The organism is Flavobacterium sp. UW10123 (genome assembly GCF_040538975.1).
Classification (GTDB): Bacteria; Bacteroidota; Bacteroidia; order Flavobacteriales; family Flavobacteriaceae; genus Flavobacterium.
In genome coordinates, this window is the sequence record NZ_JBEWQE010000002.1 from 51,231 (window position 1) to 69,092 (window position 17,862).

15 protein-coding genes are annotated in these 17,862 nt (G+C 33.7%); 10 read left to right on the forward strand and 5 right to left on the reverse strand.

Annotation, left to right across the window (positions count from 1 at the left end; genetic code table 11):
* Positions 1 to 178 precede the first annotated feature (178 nt).
* From ABXT06_RS02630 to ABXT06_RS02665, 8 genes are all read left to right on the forward strand, one after another.
* Positions 179 to 559 carry a hypothetical protein gene (locus ABXT06_RS02630; RefSeq protein WP_354589338.1) on the forward strand — a complete coding sequence of 127 codons (381 nt, stop codon included), beginning with the start codon at positions 179 to 181 and terminating at the stop codon, positions 557 to 559.
* A gap of 178 nt (positions 560 to 737) precedes the next feature.
* Positions 738 to 1,820 carry an efflux RND transporter periplasmic adaptor subunit gene (locus tag ABXT06_RS02635; RefSeq protein ID WP_354589339.1) on the forward strand — a complete coding sequence of 361 codons (1,083 nt, stop codon included), beginning with the start codon at positions 738 to 740 and terminating at the stop codon, positions 1,818 to 1,820.
* A gap of 133 nt (positions 1,821 to 1,953) precedes the next feature.
* Positions 1,954 to 5,121 carry an efflux RND transporter permease subunit gene (locus ABXT06_RS02640; RefSeq protein ID WP_354589340.1) on the forward strand — a complete coding sequence of 1,056 codons (3,168 nt, stop codon included), beginning with the start codon at positions 1,954 to 1,956 and terminating at the stop codon, positions 5,119 to 5,121.
* Positions 5,114 to 6,565 (forward strand): TolC family protein, encoded by a 1,452-nt coding sequence (locus ABXT06_RS02645; protein ID WP_354589341.1) that lies wholly within the window; start codon positions 5,114 to 5,116, stop codon positions 6,563 to 6,565. The genes ABXT06_RS02640 and ABXT06_RS02645 overlap by 8 nt, the downstream gene beginning before the upstream one ends.
* A gap of 332 nt (positions 6,566 to 6,897) precedes the next feature.
* Positions 6,898 to 7,290, forward strand: a complete 393-nt coding sequence (gene tssD / locus ABXT06_RS02650; RefSeq protein WP_091130700.1) for a type VI secretion system tube protein TssD — start codon at positions 6,898 to 6,900, stop codon at positions 7,288 to 7,290.
* A 19-nt stretch (positions 7,291 to 7,309) separates the two neighbouring features.
* Positions 7,310 to 9,163, forward strand: a complete 1,854-nt coding sequence (locus ABXT06_RS02655; RefSeq protein ID WP_354589342.1) for a phage baseplate assembly protein V — start codon at positions 7,310 to 7,312, stop codon at positions 9,161 to 9,163.
* A 3-nt stretch (positions 9,164 to 9,166) separates the two neighbouring features.
* Positions 9,167 to 10,609, forward strand: a complete 1,443-nt coding sequence (locus ABXT06_RS02660; protein ID WP_354589343.1) for a zinc metalloprotease — start codon at positions 9,167 to 9,169, stop codon at positions 10,607 to 10,609.
* A gap of 1 nt (position 10,610) precedes the next feature.
* Positions 10,611 to 11,264 carry a hypothetical protein gene (locus ABXT06_RS02665; RefSeq protein ID WP_354589344.1) on the forward strand — a complete coding sequence of 218 codons (654 nt, stop codon included), beginning with the start codon at positions 10,611 to 10,613 and terminating at the stop codon, positions 11,262 to 11,264.
* 219 nt (positions 11,265 to 11,483) lie between these two features.
* On the opposite strand, the gene ABXT06_RS02670 is transcribed toward ABXT06_RS02665, so the two are convergent.
* From ABXT06_RS02670 to ABXT06_RS02680, 3 genes are all read right to left on the reverse strand, one after another.
* Positions 11,484 to 11,966, reverse strand: coding sequence for a YybH family protein (locus ABXT06_RS02670; protein ID WP_354589345.1), 483 nt, complete (start codon positions 11,964 to 11,966; stop codon positions 11,484 to 11,486).
* A gap of 153 nt (positions 11,967 to 12,119) precedes the next feature.
* A complete protein-coding gene (locus ABXT06_RS02675; protein ID WP_354589346.1) occupies positions 12,120 to 12,929 on the reverse strand; it encodes a helix-turn-helix domain-containing protein in 810 nt (269 codons plus the stop codon).
* Between the two features lie 46 nt (positions 12,930 to 12,975).
* Entirely contained in the window at positions 12,976 to 13,725 is a 750-nt protein-coding gene (locus ABXT06_RS02680) for a DeoR/GlpR family DNA-binding transcription regulator (RefSeq protein ID WP_354589347.1), read from the reverse strand.
* Positions 13,726 to 13,813: 88 nt separating this feature from the next.
* Between ABXT06_RS02680 and ABXT06_RS02685 the strand changes: the two genes are divergently transcribed.
* Positions 13,814 to 14,347: a 5' nucleotidase, NT5C type gene (locus tag ABXT06_RS02685; RefSeq protein ID WP_354589348.1), complete on the forward strand. Its 534-nt coding sequence runs from the start codon at positions 13,814 to 13,816 to the stop codon at positions 14,345 to 14,347.
* A gap of 68 nt (positions 14,348 to 14,415) precedes the next feature.
* Here the strand turns inward: ABXT06_RS02685 and ABXT06_RS02690 are convergent, their stop codons facing one another.
* Both ABXT06_RS02690 and ABXT06_RS02695 read right to left on the reverse strand, forming a co-directional pair.
* The gene (locus ABXT06_RS02690; RefSeq protein WP_354589349.1) at positions 14,416 to 16,161 is read right to left on the reverse strand and encodes a tetratricopeptide repeat-containing sensor histidine kinase; all 1,746 of its coding nucleotides are present in this window, start codon (positions 16,159 to 16,161) and stop codon (positions 14,416 to 14,418) included.
* 59 nt (positions 16,162 to 16,220) lie between these two features.
* The gene (locus tag ABXT06_RS02695; protein WP_354589350.1) at positions 16,221 to 16,394 is read right to left on the reverse strand and encodes a hypothetical protein; all 174 of its coding nucleotides are present in this window, start codon (positions 16,392 to 16,394) and stop codon (positions 16,221 to 16,223) included.
* Between the two features lie 1,056 nt (positions 16,395 to 17,450).
* Here ABXT06_RS02695 and ABXT06_RS02700 point away from each other — a divergent pair.
* Positions 17,451 to 17,813: a hypothetical protein gene (locus ABXT06_RS02700; RefSeq protein ID WP_354589351.1), complete on the forward strand. Its 363-nt coding sequence runs from the start codon at positions 17,451 to 17,453 to the stop codon at positions 17,811 to 17,813.
* Positions 17,814 to 17,862: the final 49 nt, after the last annotated feature.

Here is a 17,862-nt window from a genome sequence, read left to right on the forward strand (position 1 = left end):
TTTTTATGTAAATAATTGTTTTGTAGTTGTTTATGTTATTGGTTTTGAGTTGTATAATGCTTTTCTTCATCTCTTCTTCATATAAAAAGTTACAGAAAACGTTTTCGTTTTACCGAACTGTTAAACCTTGTTAAAAATTCTTTTTTTGTTTTAATTCTTTTATTACTTTCGCACCGAAATGAGAAAGTTAATAGTATTTTTAGTATTCATGAATATGCTTCTGTTTGGCGGAGGCCAATATTTGAATGCAAATACTTTTGGTCCTCATAATCACCATCATCTGCAAAAACACAGAGTTAAATTTACTAATCAAGATCGTGGAACTTCAACAATTGAAGAAGCTACAGATATTGATTTAGAAGAGGATCTTCTTGGTGGTGATGATACTAATTTACTAACGAACAAGTATTTTACGGCTTCGTATAGTTTGGTAGACACTTTGTATCTGGCACTTTCAGATCAGTCTGCAGCGAATGATTCCAATCGTTTAAAAATTTCTACGCCCGTATTTGGGCATTCAAATCCCATCTATATTACTCAACGAGTATTAAGAATTTGATTCTAAAGTATACATCGGTTACCTGAGTTTTGATCTCTGCGTATCTTGCTGTTGTATATTTTTTCTACTTCCGCTTATATGAAAGTTATGGTCTAGACTAAGGCTGACTGGTGCATTTTAACATCCAAAAGGAATTTTCATTCCAAAGCATTCAATCGCTTAATTTCCAAACTAAATCATGAAAAAAATCATTGTTTTCACAGGCTTAATGGCCTTGGTGTGCTTAACGAGCTGTACATCTAAAAAAGAAGAAAAAGAAGAAGTAGAAAAATTTACGGTTACTAACCCGGTTAGAATTGACACTTCATTTACTAAAGAATACGTTTCACAAATAAGATCGGTTCGTAATATCGAACTTCGCGCCCAAGAAAAAGGGTTTTTACAAAATATATATGTTGACGAAGGACAGTTTGTAAAAAAAGGACAACTGTTGTTTAAAATTATGCCAAATATGTATCAGGCAGAATTATTAAAAGCGCAGTCAGAACAAAAATCTGCAGAAATCGAATTGCAGAACTCTAAATTATTGGCAGACAAAAATATCGTTTCTAAAAACGAATTAAGTGTTGCTCAAGCAAAACTACAATCTGCAAAAGCTGAAGTATCGTTAGCAAAACTTCATTTATCATTTACAGAAATCAGAGCTCCGTTTGACGGAACAATCGACCGTATTCCTTTAAAATTAGGAAGTTTAATTGACGAAGGCGAATTATTGACAAGTCTTTCAGACAACAGTCAGATGTTTGCTTACTTCAATGTTTCGGAGCCAGAATATATTAGTTACGAGACTAATATTAAAGAACGTGCAGATAACAAAGTAAACTTAGTTTTGGCTAACGGAGATATTTTTAAAGAAAAAGGAAATGTTGAAGTAATCGAAAGTGAATTCAACAACGAAACAGGAAATATCGCTTTCAGAGCAAGATTCCCAAATTCTGGAAAATTACTTAGAAATGGTGAGACAGGGCAAGTTCAAATGAATGTTCCTCTTAAAAATGCCGTTGTAATTCCGCAAAAAGCAACTTACGAAATTCAGGATAAAAAATATGTTTTTGTAGTAGGCAAGGACGACAAAGTCAGTTCTAGAGAAATTACAATTACAGGTGAAATTCCTGATTTGTACATGATTAAAAGCGGTATTACAGAAAATGATAGAATTTTACTTGAAGGAGTTCAGAAAGTAAAAGAAAACGACAAGATTAAATTTGACTACAAATCTCCTAAAGAAGTAATCAATCATTTACGCTTAAAAGCAGAATAGTTTTTTGTTTAATAGTTTCAAGTTTCAGGTTTCAAGTTACGTACTGAACCAAAAACTTGAAACCTGAAACTTGAAACCTGAAACTTGAAACATTTTAAACTTCAATAAGTTTAATCATTTAAAAAATATAAAAATGTTTAATAAATTTATTCAAAGACCTGTTCTTTCGATCGTAATATCGTTGATTATTGTCTTTTTAGGGGTATTGTCGGTTTTAAATTTACCAATTACACAATTCCCTACAATTTCGCCTCCAATGGTGAATGTTACCGCAGATTATCCTGGATCTAACGGTGAGCTGATGGTTAAGGCAGTGGTTATTCCTTTGGAAAGAGCCTTAAACGGTGTTCCAGGGATGAAATATATGGCTTCTGATGCAGGAAACGACGGTGAAGCTACAATTAAAGTTGTTTTTAACTTAGGTACAGATCCTAACCAAGCAGCAATTAACGTACAGAACCGTGTGGCTTCTGTTACTAATAAACTTCCTCCTTTAGTAATTCGTGAAGGTATTAAAATTACAAGAGAGGTGCCAAGTATGTTGATGTACGTGAACCTTTACAGTACAGACAAAAATACCGACATGAAGTTCTTATATAACTATGCCGATATCAACGTACTTTCTGAATTAAAAAGGGTAAATGGTATTGGTTCTGGAGATATCTTAGGGACACGTGAATATGCAATGCGTATTTGGCTAAAACCAGATCGTATGTTGGCTTATAAAATTTCTGCTGATGAAATAATGGAAGCATTATCTAGTCAGAGTTTGGAGGCTTCTCCGGGTAAAACGGGAGAAAGTTCTGGTAAACGTTCGCAAGCATTTGAATATGTATTGAAATATTCAGGACGTTTTACAACAAAAGAACAATACGAGAATATTGTAGTAAAAGCAAATGCGAACGGAGAGCTTTTGAGATTGAAAGATGTTGCTAAGGTTGAATTTGGAAGCTCGATGTATGATATCTATTCTAATTTGAATGGAAGACCATCTGCGGCGATTGTATTGAAACAATCTTTTGGAAGTAACGCGAATCAGGTTATTGAAGAAGTTAAAGCCAAATTGGAAAAAATCAAACAAAGATTTCCAAAAGGAATGGATTATGAAATTTCATATGACGTTTCTAAGTTCCTTGATGCTTCTATCGAAAAAGTAATCCACACGCTTGTTGAAGCCTTTATTCTGGTAGGTTTAGTAGTTTTCCTTTTCTTAGGAGACTGGCGTTCTACAGTTATTCCGGCAATTGCGGTACCTGTATCGCTGGTAGGAACTTTTGTGTTCATGACTTTCTTCGATATTTCATTGAACTTAATCACATTATTTGCCTTAGTATTAGCAATTGGAGTCGTCGTCGATGACGCGATTGTGGTTATCGAGGCCGTTCACGCCAAGATGGAAGAAGAACATCTCTCACCATTTAAAGCGACTAAACAAGCTATGCACGAGATCGCAGGAGCAATTATTGCGATTACATTCTTAATGGCGGCGGTATTTATTCCAGTAGCGTTTATGTCTGGTCCTGTTGGAGTTTTCTATAGACAGTTCTCTGTAACTATGGCAACGGCGATTATCCTTTCTGGTATCGTGGCTTTGACATTGACTCCAGCACTTTGTGCAATGATGTTAAAAAATAATCACGGACAACCTAAAAAGCCAACGCCTGCCAATAGATTTATTGATGCTTTCAACGAAAAATTTAATCTAGCTCAAGGTAAATACCAAAATCTATTAGGTAAAATTGTTGATAGAAGAGTGGTTACGATTGTAGCGCTTGTTGGTTTCTGTATCGGAACATTTTTGATAAGCAGTTCAGTTCCTTCAGGATTTATTCCGAATGAGGATCAGGGAATGTTTTATGCTGTTATTCAGACGCCTCCAGGTTCATCATTAGAAAGAACAAATAATATTGCAGAAAGAGTTCAGAAAATTGCTGAAGATATTGATGGAGTAAAATCAGTTTCTTCATTGGCAGGTTATGAGATTCTTTCTGAAGGTACAGGTGCCAACTCAGGAACTTGTTTGGTGAACTTGAAAGACTGGAGCGACAGAAAGGAATCTGTTCTAGAGATTATGCATGAAATGGAGGAAAAATGTAAAGATATTACAGGTGCTAATATCGAGTTTTTCCAACCACCAGCTGTACCTGGATATGGAGCTGCAGGAGGATTTGAGCTTCGTTTGCTAGACAAAACTGGTTCTGTTGATTATAAGAGAATGGAACAGGTAAACAACGACTTTGTTGCTGAATTGAACAAACAGCCAGAATTGTCAAACGTATTTAGTTTTTATAGCTCTAGCTTCCCTCAATACATGATGAAAGTCGATAACGACTTAGCACAGCAAAAAGGAGTTTCTATTGAAAATGCGATGAATACGTTATCAACTCTTGTAGGAAGTAACTATGAGATCAGTTTTATTAAATTCGGTATCAACTACAAAGTAATTGTTCAGGCTTCACCAGAATATCGTGCACAGCCAGATGATATCTTGAAATTGTATGTGAAAAACGATCGTGATGAAATGGTGCCATATTCTGCTTTCATGAAATTAGAAAAAGTGTACGGACTTTCAGAAATTACGCGTCATAATATGTATACCTCAACACAGATCAGTGGTTCTCCAGCTGCGGGTTATAGTTCTGGTACAGCGATTAAAGTAATTCAGAGAATTGCAGCTGAAAAATTGCCAAGAGGATATGACATTGACTGGGCAGGTATCTCTGCTGATGAGGTAGCGCAAGGTAATCAAGCAATTTGGGTATTCTTAATCTGTTTAGGATTCGTTTACTTAGTATTAGCTGCACAATATGAAAGTTTTATTTTGCCATTATCAGTAATTCTTTCGTTGCCAGCAGGTATTTTTGGAGCTTTCCTTTTATTGAAATTAACAGGATTAGAAAACAATATTTACGCTCAGGTTGCCATGGTAATGCTTATTGGATTATTAGGTAAAAATGCCGTACTGATTGTAGAGTTTGCAATACAAAGGCACACTGCAGGATTATCCGTTTTACAATCAGCAATGGAAGGAGCAAAAGCAAGGTTCCGTCCAATTTTGATGACTTCATTTGCTTTTATTGCGGGGTTATTACCACTTGCATTTGCAACAGGTCCAGGTAAAATTGGTAACCGAACAATTGGTACTGCAGCCGCTGGAGGTATGCTTATCGGAACCATTTGCGGTGTATTTGTAATTCCGGGCTTGTATTTCATTTTTGCGAAAATTGCAGAAAAATATAAACTGGTAAAACATGAAGAAGAGAATCCATTAACAGAAGAAATTGATAACAATCATGTATAAAGTTAAATCATATCAATATAGTATTGCATTGGCTGTATGTCTAGCAGTTGCAGGGTGTAAAACCCCTGCACCTGAGGCAGCAGTAACAACCAGTACACCAGTTCCTGAATCGTTTGGCGCAACAGCACAGACTCAGGACGCAAACAATAATACAGCAGCATTAAACTGGAAAGATTATTTTAAAGATCAGAATCTAGTAGATTTAATCGATGCTGCATTAAAAAACAATCAGGAACTGAATATCACTTTGCAGGAAATCGAAATTGCAAAGAATGATATTCGTGTAAAAAAAGGACTTTTATTGCCAACAGCAGGTTTGCGTGCAGGGGCAGGAGTAGAAAAAGTGGGTAGATATACCAGTCAAGGTGCGGGTGATGCTACAACAGAGATCAAACCGGGTGTTGAGACACCAGATCCGCTAGGAGATTTTACCATTGCAGCTTATGCAAACTGGGAGGTAGATATCTGGAAAAAATTGCGTAATTCTAAAAAAGCAGCTTTAAACAGATATTTGGCTACGGTAGAAGGTAAAAACTTTGTTATTACAAACCTCATCGCAGAAGTTGCCGATTCTTATTACGAATTATTGGCTCTAGACAATCAGTTGGATATTGTAAAACAGACAATAAAATTGCAGACTAACGCTTTAGAAATTGTAAAAGTTCAAAAACAAGCGGCAAGAGCAACAGAATTGGGAGTTAAGAAATTTGAAGCAGAGGTTTTAACTTCACAAAGTTTAGAGTTTGATATTTTACAAAAAATAAAAGAAAACGAAAACAAAATTAACTTCTTGCTAGGAAGATATCCTCAAGAAATTAAAAGAACAAGTAGTACTAACTTTTTAAGTTTATTGCCAGCTGTTGTAAGTTCTGGAATTCCATCTCAATTGTTACAGAATCGTCCAGATGTTAAACAAGCAGAATTGGAATTGGTTGCAGCAAAATTAGATGTAAAAGTAGCTCGTGCTGAGTTTTATCCTTCTTTGGATATTACAGCTGCAATTGGAGTAAACGCTTTTAAACCTTCTTATTTGTTCACTATGCCAGAATCACTTTTATATTCATTGGCTGGAGACCTTGTTGCGCCATTGATTAACAGAAATGCAATCAAAGCGGAGTTTGCAAGTGCCAATGCAAGACAGCTTCAGGCATTATACAATTACGATCGTACGGTTTTAAATGCTTATTTAGAAGTTTCAAACCAAATGTCTAAGATTGAGAACCTTCAAAAAGGATACGATCTTAAATCGAAACAAGTTGACGCTTTAAATACTTCTATTGATGTTTCAAACGATTTGTTTAAATCGGCTAGAGTAGATTATTTCGAAGTTTTAATGACGCAAAGAGATGCATTAGAAGCTAAACTGGAATTAATTGATACTAAAAAAGAACAATTAAATGCTGCAGTTCATGTTTATAGAGACTTGGGCGGCGGATGGAAATAATTTTGCCAATTAATTTGTAGTAGAAAAGCCTTTCGGAAGTAAAATTCTGAAAGGCTTTTTTTTGTAAGAAAATTATTCTATATTTACAATTCACTATTCCGAAAAAAGTGACCATAAACCTCGGGAGCTATTTATTAGTTCTTGGGGTTTTTTTATGCTTTTTAATTTTCTGCCTATTCTTAAATTTAATACTTTTCTTACTTATTTAAAACTATTTATTATATTTACAATACAATTATGTAATATTTTATTTACTTAAATACCACTTCTCATTTATTGATTAAGGTTATAAAATCTACAAAAGCCTGTACAATAATCAATACCCTTTAAATATGAGCTTTTTAGCAAAATTAGAATTAGACAATGAAGTGTTTAATGTTTTAGAATTTGACGTTCATTTTACCCAGAATGTCGATAACAACGGAAAACCTGCCAACAAAACAAAAGGCGGACAGATAAAACTTGTAATAGAAAGCACGCAGACAGACCTGTTTTCAGATTGGATGGTATCTCAGACCAGCGTAAAAGACGGGAAAGTCATTTTCTATCGCAGAGACGCGATGAGCACCATGAAAAATGTAACCTTCAAAAAAGGCTACTGCATATCGTTCCATAAAAGTTTTAGAAGCGAAGGATCAGTTCCTATGGTTACTGAGATTTTAATTTCATCAAATGAAGTAAAAATCGGAAACACGCTTTTTGAAAATAATTGGAAAAACTCATAGACCTTCTAAATGACTAATTATGGCATTACAGACAATCACAAATATTAAAATTGGCGAGATCAGAATTACCAATTTCAACAAATTAGAAGTTTTTCAGACCATTCACGACCACCACACTTTCTCATTTGAAGTAAGACAGGATTTATTGGTGGAAGAGTTTAAAAGCGTTATGCCTTTTTCCCAGAAATTATATGGAGAAAAAATAAGCATAGAGATAAAACCTATAGATGGACTTGAAGACCTTATTATTGGAGCAGATCCTAAAGATTATATTATGCAGTTTTATGGTATTGTGACCGAAGTCAAACTGCAGAAATCACGAATCAAAGACATAGAGGAAACCATTGTGATAAAAGGGAAAAGTTCTACGATAGTTCTAGAAAACGGCCCCGAATGCAATTCTTTTACCAATATGTCTTTGAGCGATATTGTAAGCAGAGTAAAATCGGGCTGTGATATCGATATGGATGTCAGACCTTTTTATTTAGACAATCTGCCTTATACAGTGCAGTATAACGAAAGCAATTTCTCTTTTTTAAACCGTTTGGCAAAAAGAAACGGACACTGGCTATATTATAATGGGCGAACGACCATTTTTGGAAGTCCCGGAGGTGTTGGCGGACAGCCAAAATTAATCTACGGAATAAACATGCAGGATTTTGATTATACCATTAAGCTTCTGCCAGCCCAATTTAAAGTAATAGAAAATGACAATAATGGCGGCGAGTATAGAACCGACGAAACTTTAAGATACAGAAAAGAAGCCGACGGATTCCATCAAAATTTTTTAAACAGATCTAATGAAGTTTTTAACAAAGAAACCGTAATACAGCTTAACCAGACTCCCGTTGGCGGATCTGGAAGAAAATCTTCTGAGGAATATGCAAAAAACAAAATGCGCGCTGTTTTAAGCAGTTTGGTAGAAATGAAAGCATCGAGCGAAGTTCCGGGAATTACCGTAGGAAACGAAGTGCGCGTTTTGGGTGTCGACATGCAGTTGGAGAGCTCTTACCGCGTAACTCAGATTACACACATTTGCGATGACGGCGGCGGTTACGAAAACCACTTTACAGCCATAAATTTTAACGGTTCTGTATTCTCACCAGAAACAGATCCAGATTTAGTGCCTTACTGCAAAAGCCAGACCGCCATTGTAACTGCCAATGCAGATCCTGACGGACTCAGCTGTATACAGGTACAGATGCCATGGCAGGAAGCAAAAGGCGAAACTACGCCTTACATTCCTTTAGTGCAGAATTACGGAGGTGATGCCAGAGGAACCCATGTCATACCTGAAATTGGCGACACCGTTTTTGTAGACTTTCAGGGCAATAATGCCGAACTGCCTATTGTAATGGGAACCATGACCAGCAGAAAAGAGAAATCAGATTTCTCAACACCCGACAATCGAATAAAGGGTTGGAAATTTAGGTTTGGGCAATTATTAAAATTTATAGAAAAAGTGGGCATCTGGCTTTCTGACCCAAGTGGAAATGAGATTCATTTGGATGAAGAAGGCAAAAATATGACATTGACAACTCTAGGTACTTTGACCCTTAATTGCAAAGATCTTATTATAAATGTGGGCAACAATATGGATACTAATGTTACAATAAATAAAACAGACATAGTCGGAATAAATCATAGTGAAAGCATTGGCGGATTTAAAGAAATTGGAGTCGCTGGAGATTTTAATGCTGTAGTAGATGGAAAATATTCTGAACATATTAAGGGAAATCTTGAATCTAAAACTGATAAAGAGAGACATGAGGTAGGAAAAGAAGGTTTTCATAATAATACAGAAGGCAATTTGAGTAAAAATGCTCAAAAAGAAATAAATAACAATAGCGGAGAGCAGACTACACAAAACTAGATTATGAGCAGAATAAGAATTGTTGGTGGTACTATTACTAAAAATACAAGCGGAAATCATTATATGTATTCCGATGGGAACATAACATTTAATGCTACAGGTTTTATTCATGAAACGGCAGAGAGTCATACTTATGGCTTCCCTATAAATGCTCCAAAACCAGAACTGCCAGCAAAATGCATTGTACATTTTAGACCAAAAAAGAATTGGCTAGGAGAAGATTATGGCTTTGACTGGATGAGAATTGGTGACATTAATTTAATAAATGGACAGACTACTTTTGGAGATAACAACTATAAAAACATTGTAGCAAAACAATATACCGATAACACATTTGGAACATTAGTTACGGACAGAAACGAATGTTATGGTATTTTTAAGAACGACCAGATATTATACAATAAACTCACAAACATCTACGATGCCCACAACATACCGTGGAAAGAAATTGATGACGGCACAGGAAACTGTATTCCCGAACAATATTATTGTTCTTGGCTATCTATGTATCCAAATACAAAAGCAACTATTAGTTTGATTGTAGATATCGAAGAAGAGCCAGATTTATTACGTTTTGAAGACAATAAATTTTTTACAATTACACCAAAAGAAATTGTCATAAAAGGTAAAGGAAAAAAGGCACTTGCGAATCATATAACAATAGAATGTTTGCAAGAGTTCAACAGCGACCAAACCATTATTACAAATGCTATAAAAGAAGATGAAAACTGCATAGAGCAAAAATTGCAGGCAGGTAAATTAAATGTTTGGGCAAATAATAGTGCTAAACAAAAAAAAGCTAAAGTTTTGTTAGTGGAAGTTAAAACTCCAGAAATTGTTCCAGCAAAAGGCTCAAATACAGGATCATCGCACGGACAAAAAGAATTATTCGAAAATTATCTGAAACAAGCTTTAATTGAAACAAATATTAATAGTGAAACAATAGATTTATCTTCTGATATTAAATTTCAATCTGGAGGACATTATGTGTTAAATGGCCAAATAGTATCACATTATCCGAATGGAGCCTATCCATCAGGTTTCATAACACTAGAAGATCACATGTATAATAAACTAAAAGAGAACCTAAAAACTATAAACCCATCAGATGAAAATAAATATGACGATTATTTTAAAGCTTTTTATCTTGGGGAAGGTGGAGGACAACTCAAAGCTGATGGTAGAATTTCTGGATTAAATGGTTACTCTTCTGGTAAAAATGTAGTTTTATTCCCAACCAAAAATGATCAGACTGCAGCTCATGAATTTTTGCATTCATTCAATTTGCCACATTCTTTCACGAATGAAGAAGCAGATTCAGATGCAATTTTCACTTACAGATATGCAACAACCGAAAATATTTTAGACTATTCTCACCATCTACCTCAAACTAGGTATTCTTTATGGAAATGGCAATGGGACAAAGCAAATAAATCATTATTGTAATATGAGAAAAATAATTTTGTTATTTCTGTTAACAGGAATATTAAGTAATTGTACAGCACAAAATACTACTAAGTCAAAAGAAAAAAAAATAAGTAAAGAAATGATACCAACAATAGATAAAAATTTTGAAGTATTTGATTCACAAAAATTTAACAATTCTAAAAAAGAGAATCCATATGTATTAAGGGAATTTTTATCAGATGGTAATTATCTCGAATTAGACCAAGGTAGTTATGGCAAAGGATATAAGTTAACACCCAAGAATTCTTTCTATCAAATTTTAAAATTATATTATAAAAACGGAAATATAAAAATCAAAGGCGTAGGATTTAATGGTAATGGTTTTCATGTTGGAACTTGGTATGAGTTTGACGAATCAGGAAATGTAATCAAGGAAACAGACTATGATAAGCCCTACCAATTTACTTTTGAAGAAATTGTAAAATTCTGTGAAAACGAAAAAATTCCATTGCAAAAAGGTCCCATTTTGCAGAGTACAGGATATCATACTGTAATAAGAAGAAACTTTAATTCTGAAGGCTCATGGTGGCAGATAGAATGGCTTAAAAAGCCTAACACTATAGAAATAATTACACTTGACGGTAATACAGGAAAAGTTTTAAAACGTCAGGAGGCAGAGTACACTAATAATTAATTCTCCCTTGCTAGCGCGAGCGTCTCGCTCGTGAACACAAGTTTTTTTAACCAAGTTAATACTTAAGTGCACGAGCGAGACGCTCGCGCCATCGGGGCTACAGTCCATGTTTACAGAGATTTGGGCGGCGGATGGAAATAATTTTGCCAATTAATTTGTAGTAGAGAAGCCTTTCGGAAGTAAAGTTCTGAAAGGCTTTTTTTGTTTCAAAGAAGCAAATTATTTTGCTTCGCGATTACTGCTAAAAGAATCTCTAAACATTTTCCAGCCTTTAGGAGTTTTTTTCCAAAGAACAAGAAATTTGCCATCGTCCATAAGTTCGCCTTTAGCATTTAAGGATTGCCATAAACCTTCTTCGGTAACATATTCTACGCCATCACCATAAACTGCTGTCGTAATAAATTTACCGCCTCTTAGACCATATTCGTCATAGGCTTTTCTGAAGAATTTGGCTGCGCCTTCTTTTCCATAAATTTGTGGCGCATTTGGAAGTAATATTGAAGCATCATCAGCATAACGATCTATAAAAATGGACGGATCATTATTTTTGAATGAATTAAAGTAAATCGCGTTGCTTTCCTGAATTGCTTTTTTTGCTTCGTCTAAATTGACCGTTTCTTTTTTTGATGCCGAATTACAGCTGTTTAATAATATAGCAAATACAATTAGTTTTAAGATTGTACCAAGAGTGTAATTTTTCATAACGTTAGTTTTTAATTAAAAGGATAAATTGATATTATTTTAATCAAAGGTATTACGCTTGAAAACTTTAAAATTGTACAAATCGGAACAGTTTTTTCGAGATTCTAAGATTCTGAGTTTTTAAGTTGCTAAGAAGTTGTGCGAATATTGATTTTATATAATTAAGTTATTTATTGGAGATAGGTTTTCTAAGTAAGAAGTAGGCGTAGTCCCTGTAAATGCTTTAAAATCTCTTATAAAATGCGATTGGTCAAAGTAACCAGAATCGTAAGCAATTGAAGTTAGTGGAGAATCGTTGTTGGCAATCAATTTTAAACTGCGCTGAAAACGGATAATCTTATTAAAGGATTTTGGAGCCAGACCTGTGTGCTGAAAAACCAATTTATGAAGATAACGAGGAGTCATTCCGTATTTGGCAGCAATAGTATTGATTTCGTTGCCCGATGGATCTTGGACTAAACTCGACAGTATATGAGCCACTTTTTGAATTTTCTGCGACTTGTTATCGTTCGTTATCAATTTCTTGATTAAGAAAGATTCGATAAGTTCAATTCGCTTTTGAATTTCTGGAGTTTCTAAAAGCTGTAAATGGAGTGTTGTTATGGGTTTACCAATAACATCTTCTAAATTTAAAATCTGATCATTAAAGATTCCGACTTCATCATTAAAAAAATAAGCTGCAGAGTGTGTATAAAACCGAATGCCAAGCATAGTGTGTCTGCCTTTTGATTTTATGGCAAGCGGTTTTGTTATTTGTCCCCACAATTCAATTTTTGGAGTTTTATGAAATTTTTCATCAATTAGAGATTCCCAAATACCATCGCCGAGATTAAAAATCATTTCCATTTCGCCGCTTGGAAAAACAGTATCTTGAAATTCTATATCAGAATCTGATTCAAAAATATAATAATGTTTTATATAAGGTTTCAGAATTTCTGATGGTAGAAAATATTGGAATTCCATTGCGTCAGATTAATGTTAATTCATTGTCTAGACCAAAGTTATGAAATTAAAGAATAGTCAAACCAGTATTTTTATACGGTTTTAAAATTTCATCTTCGGGAGAAACATTGGTCACCAAAACATCGATGTCTTTTATTGGGCAAACAAAGTAAGATTCGGCAGTTTCAACTTTTTCGATAGAACTTAAAGCAATAACAAAGTTGGAGTTTTTAATCATATTTTTTTTCAGCACAGAATCGTCGTATAAGATTCCCGTAATACCGCGTTCGTGATGGATACTGCAAATTCCTAAAATGAACACGTCTGCTCTGAAATTCCTAAAGAAGTCAATTGTTTCAATACTCGAAGTTGCAAAAGAAGTTTTGCACATTTTTCCGCCAGCAAAAATCAGATCAATATTAGGTAAATCTTCAACCAATGAAGCAATGGGAAAACTATTGGTAATAACCGTTAATTTTAAATCGTAAGGAAAACTCGCAACCAAAGCCAAAGAAGTAGTTCCTCCATCAATAAAAACCACTTGTCCATCTTTCAAATAAGAAATAGCTTTCTGAGCAATAATCTTTTTGTTTTCAATATCGTGTTTTTCTCTTTTGCGATAATGAAGCGGAATCGGAGAAGGAGCAACTGCACCGCCACGAACCGCCTTCAAAAGTCCTTGATCTGAAAGTTCTTTTAAATCACGTCGAATTGTATCTTCTGAAACGCTCAAATATTCACTTAATTCGATAGAGCTAACACGATGTTCCTTAGATAAATATTCTAAAATTGCCTTTTGGCGTTCTTCCTTCTTCATTTTGTTTGCGGTTTTGTATTGCAAAAATAAGTTAAAAATTGCAATATTCTGCAATTTTTGCATAATTTTACCGCAAAATAAAATTATCATGAGAAAGAAAACCATTGCAGTCGATATGGATGGGGTACTAGCCGATATAGAATCCCAATTGATTGAAGAATACAATAAAGAATACGGAATGAACCTTTCGAAAGAGGAAATTCAGGGATTAAGTGAAGAAGAAGCTTTTAAGGAAAGAGCGCTTTTGCACGGAATTTTAAATAAAGGCAATTTTTTTAGAAACCTGCCTGTAATGCCAGATGCAGTTGAAAGTCTGCAGGAACTCCAAAAGAATTTTGAGATTTTTATTGTTTCGGCAGCAACAGAATTTCCAATCTCACTTGCTGAAAAAGTAGCTTGGCTTGGTGAACATTTTCCTTTTATAAAATGGGAAAATATAGTTTTATGCGGCAGCAAAAGAATCATCAATACCGATTACTTGATAGACGACCATTGCAAAAATCTCGATTACTGTATGGGCAAACCTATTATGTTTACTGCATTTCATAACATAAACAAAACACACCATTTACGAGTAAACAACTGGAAAGAAGCGGTGGCTGTTTTAAACGAAACATTATAAGCTAGTAAAGGTTATAATACTATTGTTTTTGAAGAGAAAAGCCTTTCAGATAAATACTGAAAGGTTTTTTAATACGCGAATTTTTCTTTTAACTTAATCTGGGTTTGTTCTGGCATGGATATTTTTACTTTAAATCCTTTGTCAGGTTCTGTTTCAATATCAAATGTACCCTTAACAGCTAGAACTCGATTTGACATGTTTTGAAGGCCATTTTTCACAACCATACTTTTTTCGCAGCCTTTACCATTATCTCTATAGTTTATTGAAATTGATTTTTGGTCACTTTCAAATCGTATTACAACAATGCTTGCTTCACTGTGCTTTTTCATGTTTACCATTAATTCCTGTAAAATTCGGCTGATGGTGATTTTTTTAATATCATCAATATTTTCCCAATTTATATTTTCTAGATTAGTAACCATGATATTTCTCTCTCTTGTATTATAAGCAGAAAGCATTTCTTTTATGCTTCTAGTAAAATTTGCACCAGTATCGATACTATTGTTTTCTCTTGAAATTCCCCTTACGCGACTATAAATATCATCTAATTTTTGTAGTAGATTTTCTTTGGTGTTTTCTACAGATAATGGCTGAGATTCTGCAAAAGCAATCACTTGAAATACATCGTTTGCCAATTCATCATGAATCTTTTTAGCAATTCGAGTTTCTGTGTTGTACGAAGTTTTAAATTCGATGGCTTTGTTTTTATTTTTATAATAGCGTATTAAAATGAATATTAAAATGACCAGAAAAGCAAAAACAATTACGGATACGATTTTTAGATATTTGGCTCTTTGAAGCGACAATTGATTCTCTGCCTTTTCTAAGCGAAGTTTTTCGTTTTCGTCTTTTTCCTTTTTGGCGTCGTACTTAATTTTCGCAGACTTATTTTTAAAATTATTTCGAACTTTAATAATGCTGTCATTTAATGTAAAGTACTTTTGAGTGTATTTGGAGGTATTAGAACTATTATCATTTGAGATTAATATTTGCAGGGCTTCTAATCTTTCATCAATACTATTTAACTTTGTAGAAATATTATATGCTGCAAGAGCGTTTTTATCTGATTTTTGAAGATTCTGTTTAGAGTAATAGTCTGCAAGGTGCAGATAACTTTCGATACTTCCGTATGTATCTTTAATTTCAATTCTAGTCTGGAGTGCTTTGTCCATTAAATGAAATCCTTTTTCATCCATTCCAATTTTAAAATAAGCATAACCTAAATTGTCTTGTATTCTTCCTATGGAACGAGCATTAGATTTTTCGTTTAGCAATCTTTGACTTAAAATTGACTCTAAAAGTCTAATTGCTTTATCATATTTTTTTTGAAGAATATATACAACGGCAATATTACTTAAAGGAGGGAATTTCTCCTGAAAACTGTCTGAATCTTTAACCGATTCTTCATAGTAAAATATAGCATCTTGGTAAAGCGAAAGTTCTTTATCAGCAATTCCTAATGCATTATTTATGCAACTTTTATGGTTTTTGTTTTTTTTAGCATAAGGTAAGGCTTCAGTTACGGTTTCTTTACTGCCATAATAATCTCCATTGATCTGCTGAATAGCGGCCATTTGGATAAGGACATAAGAAATATTGGTACTATCTTTTAAAGTTTCAAAAAGATCTTTTGATTTGTTAAATTCATAAAAAGCGGTATTAAAGTTTTCTTTTACATAATTTTCGTCTGCCGTATCTCGTAAATTAAGTGCTCGTTTTCGAATTAATTCTACATCAGGATGAGTGATGCTTTCTTCTTTACAAGAAAAAAGAAAAATAAGTAGAATAAAATAAAAAAACGGGGACCGTAACATATAAATTTACTTTCCCCGAAAATAGTAATTAATTAGATACTAAAATAAATTTATTAGTATTATGATTTTACAGGTGGTTTTGGTTCATCACCAGGACCATCAGGTTTATCATTACCAGCGTGACCGTCTATTTTTTCAATTTTCTTTACTGGTTGTGTCTCATACTCTTCAGCGGTACAAGAAAATATCGTGAATAATACCGCAAAAGCGATAAATAGTATTAGTTTTTTCATTTTGTTTATTTTTAAGAAATTAGACATAGGTATTGCTGTCCGGAATCATCCAGAGGCTTTCTGTGGCAATACCAACATTGGTTTTGGGAAGTGAAGTGTGTAGAACAGTAAGACGTTATTTATACTTCCCGAATAAACTCGGTCTTACAGTTTTTTTTACACTCTTAATTAGAACTGGTTTTCATTATTGTTTTAGTCTGCAGACAAAACCTGAACTAATTTCTTGATGCAAAGTAAAGGCGCTTCTAGGCCTTAACTGGCAAGGGATTCCCGGAATTCCTGCGTTTTCCTGAGATTCCCGAGAATTCCCAGAAAAAGCATGCAAAAGTCTAGTTTGAATTGTTTAAGTTGAAACAAATCTCTATTATTATAGATGCAATAAGTCCGTCAAAAGTTGGTTGCGAACGGTTAAAAGATGCTGAAATAATATAGGATTGAAGTAAAGATTGAAAGTGCTTGTGACAATTTAATTGTCGAAGTCAAAAATAATGGCATATAAAAAAGTTTTGGTAAAAAATAAACATGAGGAGTCGAAAGAGATTCCTAAAAAAAGGAAGTCTTTTTATGAATTTGAAAGATCAATTTTCTAAAAGCGGAATTCAGAAAATAGATCTTCGCAAAATAAATACGATTATGGCTGAAACTCTTGTCCTAATATTTTCTGTCCGCTTACACTTTGGACAGAAAAAAGATTGGTAGAATTAATTTCGAGATGAAATTGGACTGCATTTTGAAAAATAAAATGCTTGAAGAAATAAAAAAAATAATTTTTTGAAGGGTAATTGAGGCATTTAGAAAGTTTGTTTTTTGGCATATATTTACTGTTATTTACACTATAAAGATAAGAAAAAAATATCGTTAAATCTAATAAAATCAATGAAATAAGTGGTTTTTTCATCTCTTTTTTTGATTTTTTTTTAATCCAAATTTTTGATTATAGAAGTAGTAAAACTTGATTTTTTGGATTAGCAGGATTGCCATAAAATTATCTATATTTATAAAAAAAAATAATAGATTTTTGAATTCTATTTAGTATCAGTTTAAAAAATATCTCTTATGAAAAAGCTATTATTACTAGTAATTATTTTATGCGCTGTGGGCTGTAAAAAATACGTTGTCTCGTTTGAACAGCCAACAAACATGAAATTGAACAACATAAAGCTGGAAGTTTTTCTAGATAAAGAGAAAGTTCAAGAAATTAATTTAAAAGCAACAGAAGCATTGCCTACTTACGAAACAGTAGGATTGTCAACATCTGGGGAAGGAAAACATGTGCTTCAAGTTAAAGCAAAAGATACAACCTTTAGTTTTGAGGTAAAATATCCCGAAGAGAAATATATCAGGATTATAACTAACTTAAAACCTAATGGGAAAATTCATGTTGGAATCTTAAAACAGAATTATAAATATAAGTCCTAATACTATTTGGGGCTAGCGTTTTAACCGCAAAGGCACAAAGATAAGCGCA